This is a genomic window from Streptomyces niveiscabiei (assembly GCF_001419795.1).
GTDB classification, from domain to species: Bacteria; Actinomycetota; Actinomycetes; order Streptomycetales; family Streptomycetaceae; genus Streptomyces; species Streptomyces niveiscabiei.
In genome coordinates this window covers 1-13,559 of sequence record NZ_LIRL01000486.1, presented here as the reverse complement: position 1 = coordinate 13,559, position 13,559 = coordinate 1, and the positions used below count along the sequence as shown (strand labels likewise).

Here is a 13,559-nt window from a genome sequence, read left to right as displayed (position 1 = left end):
TGCCGGGTCCCTGCCGGGGTGACAGACTGGAGGCCATGACGATTCACGAGAACCTCCTCGGGGGCCCGCCCCCGACCCACCTCCCCGACGACCCCGAGCCGCGCGAGCTGCTCGCGGGCGGCACCGCGGCGGCCGACGTCGCCGCGAAGTACCCGAAGTCCTCGCTGGCCTGGGCGCGGCTCGCCGACGAGGCGTTCGAGCGGGGCAGCGTGGTGGAGTCGTACGCGTACGCCCGTACCGGATACCACCGGGGTCTCGACGCCCTGCGCCGCAGCGGCTGGAAGGGCCACGGCCCGGTGCCGTGGGAGCACGAGCCCAACCGCGGCTTCCTGCGCGCCCTGCACGCCCTCGCGCGCGCCGCCGGGGCGATCGGGGAGCAGGACGAGTACGAGCGGTGCACGCAGTTCCTGAAGGACTCCTCGGCGACGGCGGCGCAGACGCTGGGCTGAGGCGGTACCCGAGGCGTACCCGTGTAGTACCCGGGTACCAGGTTTGGCCCGTCTGGACGTGTGATCAGGCGGGCCTTGCCTTTTCGGCCGACGATCGAAGAGGATGCCCGGCGGGGACCGGGGCCCCCGTGTCGAGAACGGCAGGGGCGGACCGCTACCCGGAGCAACAACAGGAGACAGCGATGTCCCAGGAGGCTCACGAGGCTCACGAGCCCGAGACCCCTCATCTCGACTTCGCGGGTACGACGCCGTACGAGGACTACGTCCGGGCGGATGTGCTCACCCACCTCCAGCACCCCCTCTCCGAGGACCCCGGAGAGATGGTCTTCCTGGTCACCACCCAGGTCATGGAGCTGTGGTTCACGGTGATCGTCCACGAGTGGGAGACGGCCACGAAGGCCCTGCGCTCGGACGACATACCGGTCGCGGTCGACGCGCTGAAGCGCTCCGTACGGGAGCTGGAGGCGCTCAACGCCTCCTGGCGTCCGCTCGCCCAGCTCACGCCGGCCCAGTTCAACTCCTACCGCTCGGCCCTCGGCGAGGGCTCCGGCTTCCAGTCCGCCATGTACCGGCGGATGGAGTTCCTGCTCGGCGAGAAGTCCGCGTCCATGCTTGTCCCGCATCGCGGAGCGCCCCGCGTGCACGCCGAGTTGGAGAAGGCGCTGCACGAACCCAGCCTGTACGACGAGGTGTTGAGGCTGCTGGCCCGCCGCGGACACGCGATCCCGGACGAGGTGCTGAGCCGTGACGTGTCCCTGCGCTACGAGCCCTCGCCCGAGGTGGAGGCGGTCTGGACGGCCCTCTACCAGGGCGACCAGAACGCCGAACTCGCCCGGCTCGGCGAGGCGTTGACCGATGTCGCCGAGCTCGTCTGGCGCTGGCGCAACGACCACCTGGTCGCCACCCGGCGCGCGATGGGCGCCAAGGCCGGCACCGGCGGCTCAGCGGGCGTGGCCTGGCTGGAGAAGCGGGCCCGCAAGAACGTCTTCCCCGAGCTGTGGACGGCGAGGTCCCATGTCTGAACTGGACGTCAAAGCGCAGGAGTTGGACGCCAGGGACGAACTCGCCGCGAAGCGCGCCGAGTTCGCCCTCGACGACGGGGGCGTCTATCTGGACGGCAACTCGCTGGGCGCCCTGCCCGCCGCCGTCCCCGACGCGGTCGCGGACGTCGTCCGCCGCCAGTGGGGCGAACTGCGCATCCGGTCCTGGGAGGAGAGCGGCTGGTGGACGGCACCGGAGCGGATCGGCGACCGGATCGCCCCGCTGATCGGCGCCGGACCCGGCCAGGTCGTCGTCGGCGACTCGACAAGTGTCAACGTCTTCAAGGCACTTGTGGCCGCGCGCCGGATGGCGGGAGCGGGGCGGGACGAGATCGTCGTCGACGCCACGACCTTCCCCACCGACGGCTACATCGCCGAGTCCGCCGCGAGGATGACGGGGTGCACGCTGCTCCCCGTACCGCCCTCGGAGGTCGCCGGCGCGCTGTCCCCCCGTACCGCCGCGGTACTGCTCAACCATGTCGACTACCGCTCCGGCCGGCTGCACGACCTGCCCGCGCTGACGTCCGCGATCCACGCGGCGGGTGCCCTCGCCGTCTGGGACCTGTGCCACAGCGCGGGCGCGCTGCCGGTCGGGCTCGACGAGCACGGGGTGGACCTCGCGGTCGGCTGCACCTACAAGTACCTGAACGGCGGCCCGGGTTCACCCGCGTACCTGTACGTGCGCCGCGATCTCCAGGGGGAGTTCGACTCCCCGCTGCCCGGCTGGAACTCGCACGCCGAGCCGTTCGGGATGAGCCCGTCGTACGAGCCGGCCCACGACGTCGTACGGGGCCGGGTCGGGACCCCGGACATCCTCTCCATGCTCGCGCTGGAGGCGGCCCTCGGGGTGTGGGAGGGCGTGTCCATCGAGGCGGTGCGCGCCAAGTCCCTTGCCCTGACGGACTTTTTCCTCGAATGCGTCGGGGAGTACGTCCCCGCGGGCCGGGTCGAGTGCGTGACGCCGTCGGCCCACGCGGAGCGGGGCAGCCAGATCGCGCTGCGCTGCGACGACGCGGGCGACGTCATGAAGCGGCTCATCGCGCGGGGCATCGTGGGGGACTTCCGGTACCCGGACGTCCTGCGGTTCGGATTCACGCCGCTGTACCTCGGGTTCGCGGACGTGGAACGCGCGGCGCGGGAACTGCGGCTGGCTCTCAAGTAGTCCCGCACGACAACCCCGTTCACACGAAGGGCACACCGCACGACCACGAGCGGTGTGCCCTTCGGTACGTACGGTACGAAGTGCCGGGGGTCTCATATCCGGGCAGAACCGTTTACCCCTCACCCAGCGTGACATCCGCGTGTCCGCGCACGTCACGGGCCTGATACCGTCCCCGCCAGCGGACGGATTCGCAGCCGTCCTCACCCACCTGGTCGTCAATTCCACTTTGTTGCTGAGAGGTTGGAGCATGCCGGACGACGTCGCCGCAGCCCGGACCGCCGCCGAGGAGCAGTCCGCCTTCTCGCATCCGCCCGTCGACCCCGACGCGACCGCCGCCTACGGCGACCACCCCGACCAGGTGATCGACTTCTACCTCCCGAGGACTACAGGGGGTACGGGGGGACTCGCGCCGCTGGTCGTCGTGCTGCACGGGGGAGCCTGGCGCGCGCGGTACGACCGCCGGCACCTGACGCCGTTCGCGGACTTCCTGGCCCGGCGCGGATTCGCCGTCGCCAACGTCGAGTACCGGCGCGGGGAGTTGGAGGCCGACGGCGCAGACGCTCCCGTGGCGGACGACGGGGATACGCCGCCGGTCGCGGGGCGCTGGCCGGACACCTTCGACGACGTCGCCGCCGCGCTCGACGCGCTCCCCGCCCTCGTCCGGGACGTCCTCCCCACGGCCGACCCGCGCCGTACCGTCCTCACCGGGCACTCGGCCGGCGGCCACCTCGCGCTGTGGGCCGCCGCCCGGCACGTCCTCCCGGCGGACGCGCCCTGGCGCACGGCCGCTGCGCCGAACCTGCGGGGCGTGGTCGCGCTCGCGCCGATCGCCGACTTCGAGATCGCGCGCAAGCTCGACGTGTGCGCCGGCGCCTCCACTCAACTCCTGGGCGGGGAAGGGAAGTTCGCCGAGCGACGGCCGTACGCCGACCCGGCGCTGCTGCTCCCGACGGGGATCGCGACGACGCTGGTGCAGGGGCGGGCGGACGAGGTCGTGCCGATGGCGGTCGCGGAGGCGTACGCGGACGCGGCGGCGAAGGCGGGGGAGATGGTGGGGGTGACGCTCCTTGAGGACGTCGGGCACTTTCCGTTGATCGACCCGGTGGCGGACGCGTGCGCGGTGGTGGGGGAGGAGATCGCGCAGTTGGCTTGGTGAGGTGGGGAGTTGGGGGATACGGGGGAGTCGGGCGACTGGGAGTCGGCGGTAGGGGTGTCGGCGGTAGGGGGTGCAGGCGGGAAACGCCGCCTGTGGGCTTCCGTTGGGTTTCCGTGCCGGTGCTTTCGGTACCTCTGTCGTAGTCCCCGGGCAGCTCCTGGGTATCCCCGGTCGAGCCTGCCCGGCGGACGTCCGAGGACCGCTGCGACCTCCCGAGAAAAGCGCCCCGATCCCGGACCCGCGTCATACCCGTAATACCTGAGAGCTACGTCGAAGAAGAGCTCTCAGGCGGGACGCGGACGACGAGCGCCGATCCGTAACTTCGCAACCAGTTCGCCCGACGGTCGGGCGGCCTGGACGGGGAGGGGCGCGGCGATGCGGCTCGGTGACGCGGAGAAGACGGACGGAAGGGCGGGGCGCCGGCTCCGCGCCCTGCTCGCCGTCCTGGTCGTCGCGGCGGTGGTCGTCCCCCTTACTGCGGCGGCCCGCCCCGACATCCCGGCCCCTGTTCCCGCGCCGGCGCTTCCGCTGACGGCCGCGACGCTGGAGAAGACGTACGCGGCGAACCGGGCCAACGCCGAGCTGGCGTCGAGGATGGCCCAGGGCAACGGCGACCGGCACAGGGCCGAGGCCGACCGGAGACTGGCCGCCCCCGACAGGCGCCTCCTCTCCTTCGACGGCCGCGGCGAGGGCCGGGCCACGGAGGTCTTCGGCGACCTGGCACACGCGCACCGCGTCGCGGTCCTGGTCCCCGGTTCCGACACCACGCTGGACACGTACGAACGCTTCCGCGCGGGAGCCGACGCCCTGTACCGCCGGCTCACCCGGGAGGGCTCGGCCGGTTCGGGGGCGGCGGTGGTCGCCTGGCTCGGGTACACGACGCCGGGCACGATCAGTACGACGGTCCTGACGCCGGACAGGGCGGATGAGGCGGCGCCGGACCTGCGCGACCTCGTCGCCGGGCTGCGCGCCCTCACGGGCCCGGGCGCCGACCTCAGCGTCCTGTGCCACTCCTACGGCACGGTGGTGTGCGCCCGGGCGGCCGACGGCCTGGACGCCGACGACCTGGTCCTCCTCGCCAGCCCCGGCACCGGCGAGGACTCGGCCGCCGACCTGGACACCCGCGCCCGCGTATGGGCGGCGCGCGGAGCGGACGACTGGGTCGCGGACGTCCCGCACACCAGCGCGCGCCTCTTCGGCACGACGATCGGCTTCGGCACGGACCCGGTCTCCCCGGCCTTCGGTGCCCGCGTCTTCGCCGCCGGGGACGGCGGGCACAGCGACTACTTCACTCCGGGCTCGGTCTCGCTGGCCAACCTGGCCCGGATCGTTCTCGGCGAGTCGACGGAGGTGACCCGTGTTCACCACACGTGATCCGCGCGGCACTCGCCTGGCCCGCACGGCGGCCCGCATCGACGCCGCCACACCCCCGCACCGCGACCGGGCCGTGGACGCCCTGCGCGCGCTGGCCATCCTCGGCGTCGTCCTCGGCCACTGGCTGGTGACCGCCCTGGTCGCCGACGGCGACACCCTGCGCGCGGCGAGCCCGCTGGCGTCGATGCCATGGCTCGCGCCCGTGTCGTGGACGTTCCAGACGCTCGCGGTGTTCTTCATGGTGGGCGGGCATGTGGCGACGCGGAGCTACGCGGCGGTGAAGGAAAGGGCACGGGAGAGGGCGCGGGGCACGGGCCGGGCGCGCGAGGCAGGGCGGGCCGCCGGGGCAGGGGCCGACACCGGCCGGGAGCTGTCGCGCGGCGTCTACGCCGGCTGGCTGCGGGCCCGCCTCGCGCGGCTGTTCCTGCCGGTGGCCGCGCTCGTGGGCGTATGGCTGACGGTGGCGGTCTGCCTCCTGCTGGGCAGCGCTTCGTTCGTGACGGTGCGCACGCTGGTGAAGCTGGCGCTGTCCCCGCTGTGGTTCCTCCTGGTCTTCGCGCTGCTGACGGTGGCGACACCGCTGCTGGCGCGGCTCAACCCGCTGTGGCCGCTGGTCGTGGTGCTCCACGTGGACCTGGTCCGCTTCGGGCTCGGCGGCCCGGCCTGGCTGGGCTGGGTCAACCTGGCGGCGGGCTGGGCGGTGCCGTACACGCTGGGCGCGGCATGGACGCGGGGCGAGCTGGAGCGCCGGCGCGCCGGGTGGATCTTGCTGGCCGGCGGTGCGGTGGTGACGGCGGTGCTGGTCCGGTGGGGCGGGTACCCGGCGTCGATGGTGGGGGTGCCCGGGGAGGGCGTCTCCAACCTGAACCCGCCGACGCTGGCGGCGGTCACCTTCGGGCTGGCCCAGTGCGGAGCGGCACTGCTGCTGCGGGGCCGGCTGCGGAGGGCGATGCGCCGACCTCGCGCGTGGGCGGCGGTGGCGCTGCTCAACCTCTCGGCGATGACGGTGTTCCTCTGGCACCAGACGGCCCTGATGGCGACGACGGCCCTGGCCCTGCCCGCCGGCCACCTCCCCGGCCTGCACAGCCGCCCCGACGCGCTGGCCTGGGTCCCGTACCGGCTCCTGTGGCTCCCGGCGTTCGTGCTGGCGCTCGCGGTGTGCTGGGCGGCGTTCCACGGCTGGGAGACGAGGCCGGGAAGGCGTGCGCGGGGCGGCGGGGCCGTCAACAGGACGACGCGGTCCGTCGGCGAACTACCAGGCAGGGCGCGGCCGTTGGCGCGCTTGGCCACAGGGCGGAAGCATCCGCTTCCGCACCCGGAATCGACCACTTTGAAGAAGGTCGGCGGTGCATAGGGTGATGAGGGTGACACAGCTGGAGAAGCACCTGGAGCGCGCACTGCGCCGGTCATCGGGCGAGAGCCGTCGGCGCAGCGCACTGCGGGAGACGTGGCCGGGGCGGGTGTTCACGGCACTGCGGCGAGATCTGTGGCCGACCGCCGCGATGCCGTTGCCGCCGTCGGTGTGGCTGCGGTGGCTGCCGCACGGGCTGGTGTGTCTGGCGGCGCTCGTGGCGACGCTGGCGAACGTCGACCAGTTCGACACCCGCTACCAACTGGGCGTCGAGTTCGGCCTGGTGTGCGCGGCGGCGCAGGGCGTGGCGCTGGTCGTGGCGCTGTGGTGGCCGCTGCACGGCTGGTGGCTGTCCCTGGTGACCACGGTCGTGGCGGCCCTGGGAGCACGCAACCGGCTGCTGATCCCTTACCTCTTCCCAGGGCCGGACCAGGGCGTATGGAACGGCGGTGTCTCCTGGCCCTGGGGCATTCCCGGTCTGGTCGTCCACGCGCTGGTCCTCCTCCTGGTCGCCCTGCGGGTCCGCGCGCGGGTCTCCGCCGAGGTGCTGGTCCTGACCGCGCTGGCCACCTGGATCGTGGAAAGCGCGATCGGCACCGGGCCCCACACACCGAGCGGTGCGCTGGCGATGGCCGTCTTCCTGGGCGTCGTCCTCATCGGCGCCGCCCTGCGAGGCCGCCGCGAGGCCCGGACCGAACTCGTCGAGCAGGCCGGCATCACCGCCGAGGAGCGCGCGCGGCGCACGCTGCTGGAGGAGCGCAGCCGTATCGCGCGGGAGCTGCACGACGTGGTCGCGCACCACATGTCGGTGATCTCGATCCAGGCGCAGGTGGCCCCGCACCTGGTGGCGGACCCGCCCGAGGAGCTGAAGGAGAACCTCGCGGGCATCCGGCAGAACGCGCTGGAGGCGCTGGCCGAACTGCGCCGGGTGCTGGGGGTGTTGCGTTCGGAGAGCCCCGAGGATCCCGACGGGCCGTACGGGCTCGGCGCGGCGACCGGCACCGCGCCGGACGCCCCGCAGCCCACCCTGGACCGGCTGGACGCGCTGCTGGACAACACCCGCGCGGCGGGGCTGGACGTCGTCAAGGTGATGACCGGCGAGCCGCCGGTGCCGCCGTACCCGCCGGGCGTCCAGCTCTCGGCGTACCGAATAGTGCAGGAGGCGCTCAGCAACGTGCTGCGGCACGCGCCGGGAGCCGGCGTGACCGTGGAGATCGGGCAGCAGCGGGACGGCGTGCACCTGAGCGTCACGAACTCCGCCCCGAGCCGCCAGGTCGAGCCGTCCCCCGGGGCGGGGCACGGACTGCTGGGGATGCGCGAGCGCGCGGCGATGCTGGGCGGCCATCTGATGGCCCACCCGACTCTGCACGGCGGCTTCGTCGTCTCGGCGTTCCTGCCGCGTGACGGCGTCCGAGAGGACGGCCCCGCGAGCGACGAGGCGTACGTGGCCCTCCCGGGGCTGGTGCAGGAGATGTCCGAGGTTCCGAAAGTTCGATTGATCCTCCCGGAGGCGTTCCGGAACAAGGGACGGGGCGACGACCCGTCCCTGCCGCAGCCTCCTCCCGACGATGTGACAGGAGACGAGAAGAGATGACGAACGACACGAAGATCCGCGTACTCATCGCGGACGACCAGCAGATGATCCGGCAGGGCTTCACGGCCCTGCTGACCAGGCAGCCCGGGATCGAGGTGATCGGCCAGGCGGTCGACGGCCTGGACGCGGTGGAGAAGGCGGCCGAACTCACCCCGGACGTCGTCCTGATGGACATCCGGATGCCCGATCTGAACGGCATCGAGGCGACGCGCCGCATCACCGGTCTGCTGCCGGGCATGAAGGTGCTGGTGCTGACGACCTTCGACCTCGACGAGTACGTGTACGAGGCGCTGCGCGCCGGTGCCTCCGGGTTCCTGCTGAAGGACGCCTCCGCCGAGCAGCTCGCCGAGGCCGTCAAGATCGTCGCGGCGGGTGACGCCATGCTCGCGCCCGGCATCACCCGCAAGCTGATCACCGAGTTCGCCCGCATCGACAGCGGCCCGCGCGCGCCCGAGAAGGTGCGCCTGGAGGAGATCACCGAGCGGGAGACGGAGGTGCTGGCGCTGATCGCGCAGGGCCTGTCGAACGGGGAGATCGCCCGGCACCTGTGCGTGGCCGAGCAGACGGTGAAGACCCATGTGGGCCGGATCCTGGTGAAGTTGGGGCTGCGGGACCGGACGCAGGCGGCGGTGTTCGCGTACGAGGTGGGGCTCGTGCGCCCGGCCGCCCGCTGAGCGGTGCTTCGCCGGGTCCGGCCGGGTACGGGGGAGACCCCGTAGTACTTGAGATGGACCCGGCGGAACCCCTCTCAGTGGTGACGACGACGATCCGGGCTCCGACCTACGGTGGTGAATGTGACCGAGACTACGCAGACCACCCGGACGCGGATCATGGATCCGCAGAGCCCGTACGGCGATTCGGACGACGGCGGATACACCCCGCGCAGTCCGGAGGCCAAGGCGGCCCTGGACGCCCTGCGCGGGCTGCGCAAGGACCTGATCGACGACGCCTTCGCCTACCGTCCGCTGCCCCGCCTGGGCGACGACAGCCGCCTGGTCCGCCGGTTGAAGGGCCGGCGCCGGGAGTACGCGGCCTGGGCGAGGCACGGCTTGGTCGGGGCGGGCGGCGTCCTGGCGATGATGAACGCGTGGACGGACGCCCGGGGCGGCGCCCTGAACATGGTGTGCGGCCTCCTGGTCCTGGCGCCGGTGCTGCTGACGCTGGTCCGGCCGGTGGGCGCGTTCTGGCTCTCGTTCGCGTCGACGACGGTGGTCGCCACGGTCGGCACGTCGTACACGCTGTGGCCCTGGGAGCCGGGTTCCTTCATCTCCCACCTGCTGGTGCTGACGGTGGTGGCGGTCCGCACCCGCCCGCGCACGGCGGCCTGGATGTGGCTGCTGACGGCCGCCTACGGCTTCACCGCCGAGTCGTTCTTCCGCTGGAGCCACGAGGGGTACGGCACGGACACGGGCCCGATGCTGGTGCTCTCCGCGTTCGTCCTGCTCGCCGTCACGGTCTGGCACACCCGCCGGCAGGCGGAGCGGGAGGTCACGGCGCAGCAGACGGTGACCGAGCACGAGCGCTCCCGGCGGACGCTGCTGGAGGAACGGACGACGATAGCCAGGGAACTGCACGACGTGGTGGCGCACCACATGTCGGTGGTGGCCATCCAGGCGGAGGCGGCCCCCTACCGGGTGGAGAACACCCCGCCGGAGCTGGCGAAGGCGTTCGCGACGATCAGGGAGAACGCGGTCGCGGCGCTCACCGAACTGCGCCGGGTGCTGGGCGTGGTCCGCGCCGAGGACTACGAGGTGCCGGACGCCCCGCAGCCGACGCTGGCGGACCTGGACGGCCTGCTGGCGAACGTGCGGGAGGCCGGCCTGGCGGTGGAGAAGGTGACGACAGGGGCGGTGCGGGAGCTGCCCCAGGGGGTGGAGCTGTCGGCGTACCGCATCGTGCAGGAGGCCCTCAGCAACACCCTGCGGCACGCGCCGGGGGCGACGGCGACGGTGGAGTTCGGGTATGTGCTCGGGGGCCTCGGGATACGGGTGGTGAACGGCCCGGCGCGGCACCCGTCCCTGGCGAAGGCGCAGACGGGAGAGGGGCACGGCCTGACGGGGATGCGGGAGCGGGTGACGATGCTGAACGGCGAGATGACGACGGGCGCCACGGACGACGGGGGCTACGAGGTGGCGGTGTTCCTGCCGGTCGCGGCCCAGGGCACGGAGTGAGAGAGGGGAGGCGGGACATGACGATCAGGGTCCTGGTGGCCGACGACCAGATGATGGTGCGGGAGGGATTCTCGGTCCTGCTCAACGCGATGCCCGACATCGAGGTGGTCGGGGAGGCGGTGGACGGGCGGGAGGCCGTGGCGAAGGTGCGCGAACTCGCGCCGGACGTGGTCCTGATGGACATCCGGATGCCGGAGCTGAACGGGATCGAGGCGACGCGGGAGATCGTGGCGGCGGACGGCGCGGCGAAGGTGCTGGTGCTGACGACGTTCGACCTGGACGAGTACGTGTACCAGGCGCTGCGGGCGGGCGCCTCCGGGTTCCTGCTGAAGGACGCCTCGGCGCGGCAACTGGCGGAGGGCGTACGGGTGGTGGCGTCCGGGGAGTCGCTGCTCGCGCCCTCGGTGACGAAGCGGCTGATCACGGAGTTCTCGCGGCTAGCCGAGAACGAGAGACCCCGGATCCCGGCGAGCGCCCAGGCGGCGTACGGGGACCTGACCGAGCGGGAGACGGAGGTGCTGGTGCTGATCGCGCAGGGCCTGTCGAACGCGGAGATGGCGGAGCACCTGGTGGTGGCGGAGTCGACAGTGAAGACCCACGTCAGCCGGGTCCTGGTGAAGCTGGGGCTGCGGGACCGTACGCAGGCGGCGGTGTTCGCGTACGAGACGAGGCTGGTGGTGCCGGGATAGGGGCGAGAATCGTCAATGTGTTCCCATGAACCCGTAAACCCCCTCCTCACCGGTCACTTCGGGACCTACGCTCACTCAGACGCTGTGCCGCGACTGTGAGTCGGCCGAGTGACCTCGGCTGACCCGGCGGGACGCGACCCATCGCTTTTTCTCATCTGCTCCGTGCCGGCCGGGGGACGGCAGGGCGGAGCGTCTGATCCATTGGGGGGTCGACACCTTGAGTTCGTTGTTCACGCGTCGCGGCGCGGCGGTGCTCGCGTCGGCGGTCACGCTGGCCGCCGTGGGAAGCCTGGCGCTGGCGCCCGGCGCCCTGGCCGACGGCGCCGGGTCCTGGCCGGGCACGGAGGGGAAGCTGCTGACCGACGGTCCGGTGCTGGTGGACCCGGCGACCGGGGCGCAGACGAAGGTCGGCAGCGGGACGGGGACGTACGCGACGTGGGCGCCGGACGGCAGCCGGATCGTCAGCGTCGTCGGGGGCAGGATCGCCAGCGTGCGGCCGGACGGGAGCGGGCAGTTCCTGCTGCCGAAGCCGCAGGGGGTGCGCAGGAGCGCGCCGTACCAGGACCTGACGTTCTGGTGGGGCGGGCAGGCCGTGGTGTTCGCGTCGGGCGGGCAGCTCGTCGCGGGCCCGTCGGACGGCACCCGGGTGCCGCAGCCGCTGCTGACGGCGGCGCTCGAACCGGCGTCGGTGTGCGACAGCGGCCCGACGGTCGACGAGAAGGGGCAGGTCGCGTTCACCCGCCGCCCCACGGGCAACTGCACGGGCGCCGAAGCGGTGTACGTGTACGACACCGCCCGGCGGACGGTGAAGAAGGTGCTGGACGACGCGGCGCAGCCCGCGTTCTCGCCGGACGGCGGGCAGTTGGCGTTCGTGCGCAAGGACGCGAACGGCCTCAGGCAGGTGTTCACGGCGAACGCGGACGGCACGGGGGTGCGGCAGCGCACCAGCGGCACGGGCTGGGCCGAGCACCCCTCGTGGTCGCCGACGGGCAAGCGGATCGTGTTCGACGCGCACACCGCGAGCGACGCGACGGACGTGCACAGCACGGCGTACGTCGACCTGGCCTCCGGCGCGGTGACGCAGGTGCCGGGTACGCCGAAGGGGGACCGGCCGAGCTGGCAGCCGCTGCGGAAGAACAACACCGGCCGGGTGTGGGGCGCGACGCCGGACGCGACGAACATCGCGGCCTCGCGCTGGACGTGGAACAAGCTGGGCGCGCCCAGCGTGCCCGGGCTGATGAACGCGCGCTCGGCGGTGCTGGTCAACCGTGACGACTGGGCGTACGCGCTGACCGCGCCCGCGCTCGCCGGCAAGAAGGCGGGCCCGGTGCTGGCCACGCCGAGAACGGGCCTGACGACCGCCGTCAGGAACGAGCTGAAGCGCACGCTGAAGAAGGGCGCCCCCGTCTACCTCATGGGCGGCACCTCGATCCTCACGAACACGGTCGCCGGCCAGGTCAGGTCCCTCGGCTACACGCCCCAGCGGATCGCGGGCGCGGACCGGTACGCGACGTCCGTGCTGTCCGCCAAGGCGATCACGGCCGCACCGAAGTACGTCTTCGTCGCGACCGGCGCCGACTACCACGCGGCGCTCGCCGCGGCGGCGGCTGCCGGGTCCGGCGGCACGAGCGGCGCGGCCGGCGTCGTCCTCAGCAACGGCAACAAGCTGACGGCGCCGGTCCAGGCGTACCTCAACGGCCTGAACCCCACCAGGACGATGATCATCCCGGTGGGTTCGCCCGCCGCGTACGCGGTGGCGCACGCGCGCTTCCCGAGGTGGCCGTCGAACTCCGTCTACTACCCGGTCACCGGCGCCACCGACGAGGCGACGTCCGTCGCGCTCGCGAAGTTCTGGTGGGCCTCGCCGAGGCAGGTCACGCTGGTCGGCCCGGCCTGGCGCGACGGCATCTCGGCCGCCGCCGCGATGAACGTCTTCAGCCCCCTGATCTGGACCCCCAAGGCCACCGCCCTGCCAGGCACCGTCCAGAGCTACCTCACCCAGGCATCGGCGAGCATCCAGTTCACGGCGACGTTCGGCGGCACGGGTTCGGTCGCAGCGGCGACACTGGACGCGGCGGGCAAGGCGATCAGCGCGGGCGCCGGGCAGTGGACGTACCACCCGTACTACAACGGGGTGGCTCCTGCGGGGGCACACAACAACCTGGTCCGGTAAGGGAGTTGGCGTTCGCGGGCTGGGCTGGTCGACGGCTTCCACCCCCACACGTCCGAGCAGTGCCGGACCAGCGCGAGCCCTCGTCCGCCCTCGCCCTCTTCCCCGAACTCCCTGGTGAAATCAGGGGGTTCGGGGTCCGTGTCCCAGGTGCCGATGCGCAGGGTGCCCGCGTCGCGGCAGATCCTGAGGGTGGCTGGGCCGCCGGTGTGGCACAGGGCGTTGGCGAGGAGTTCCGTGGAGGAGTTCGGCTGTGTCGACGAGGTGGATGAGGCCGTAGAGGGTCAGGGTCGTGCGGAGGGCGCGGCGGCAGATGGGATACGGCGCGGAGGTCGTTGGGGGTATCGAGGGCGTACTCCCAGGTCTTGTCGTTCGGGGGGAGGTCGGGCTCTTATACACATCT

The 13,559-nt window shown here is 72.6% G+C and carries 11 protein-coding genes; all 11 read left to right on the top strand.

Going from position 1 to position 13,559, the window contains the following annotated elements:
• Window positions 1-35: 35 nt before the first annotated feature.
• The 11 genes from AOK24_RS23405 (at window position 36) to AOK24_RS23355 (ending at window position 13,159) form a co-directional block, all read left to right on the top strand.
• Complete coding sequence (locus AOK24_RS23405; protein WP_055722036.1) at window positions 36-449, top strand: DUF3151 domain-containing protein; 414 nt, start codon at window positions 36-38, stop codon at window positions 447-449.
• Window positions 450-631: 182 nt separating this feature from the next.
• Window positions 632-1,471, top strand: coding sequence for a tryptophan 2,3-dioxygenase family protein (locus AOK24_RS23400; protein WP_055722035.1), 840 nt, complete (start codon window positions 632-634; stop codon window positions 1,469-1,471).
• Window positions 1,464-2,651, top strand: a complete 1,188-nt coding sequence (gene kynU / locus AOK24_RS23395) for a kynureninase (protein WP_055722034.1) — start codon at window positions 1,464-1,466, stop codon at window positions 2,649-2,651. The genes AOK24_RS23400 and kynU overlap by 8 nt, the downstream gene beginning before the upstream one ends.
• Window positions 2,652-2,898: 247 nt before the next feature.
• On the top strand, window positions 2,899-3,807 hold the full coding sequence (locus tag AOK24_RS23390; RefSeq protein ID WP_055722033.1) for an alpha/beta hydrolase: 909 nt from the start codon (window positions 2,899-2,901) through the stop codon (window positions 3,805-3,807).
• Between the two features lie 375 nt (window positions 3,808-4,182).
• The gene (locus tag AOK24_RS23385; protein WP_055722032.1) at window positions 4,183-5,181 is read left to right on the top strand and encodes an alpha/beta hydrolase; all 999 of its coding nucleotides are present in this window, start codon (window positions 4,183-4,185) and stop codon (window positions 5,179-5,181) included.
• A complete protein-coding gene (locus tag AOK24_RS23380) occupies window positions 5,165-6,535 on the top strand; it encodes an acyltransferase family protein (RefSeq protein WP_055722031.1) in 1,371 nt (456 codons plus the stop codon). The genes AOK24_RS23385 and AOK24_RS23380 overlap by 17 nt, the downstream gene beginning before the upstream one ends.
• 4 nt (window positions 6,536-6,539) lie before the next feature.
• On the top strand, window positions 6,540-8,126 hold the full coding sequence (locus AOK24_RS23375; protein WP_055722038.1) for a sensor histidine kinase: 1,587 nt from the start codon (window positions 6,540-6,542) through the stop codon (window positions 8,124-8,126).
• Window positions 8,123-8,800 carry a response regulator gene (locus AOK24_RS23370; protein ID WP_055722030.1) on the top strand — a complete coding sequence of 226 codons (678 nt, stop codon included), beginning with the start codon at window positions 8,123-8,125 and terminating at the stop codon, window positions 8,798-8,800. The genes AOK24_RS23375 and AOK24_RS23370 overlap by 4 nt, the downstream gene beginning before the upstream one ends.
• Window positions 8,801-8,920: 120 nt before the next feature.
• Entirely contained in the window at window positions 8,921-10,297 is a 1,377-nt protein-coding gene (locus tag AOK24_RS23365) for a sensor histidine kinase (RefSeq protein ID WP_409122809.1), read from the top strand.
• Window positions 10,298-10,314: 17 nt separating this feature from the next.
• The gene (locus tag AOK24_RS23360) at window positions 10,315-10,986 is read left to right on the top strand and encodes a response regulator (protein ID WP_055722029.1); all 672 of its coding nucleotides are present in this window, start codon (window positions 10,315-10,317) and stop codon (window positions 10,984-10,986) included.
• Window positions 10,987-11,212: 226 nt separating this feature from the next.
• A complete protein-coding gene (locus AOK24_RS23355; RefSeq protein WP_055722028.1) occupies window positions 11,213-13,159 on the top strand; it encodes a cell wall-binding repeat-containing protein in 1,947 nt (648 codons plus the stop codon).
• Window positions 13,160-13,559: the final 400 nt, after the last annotated feature.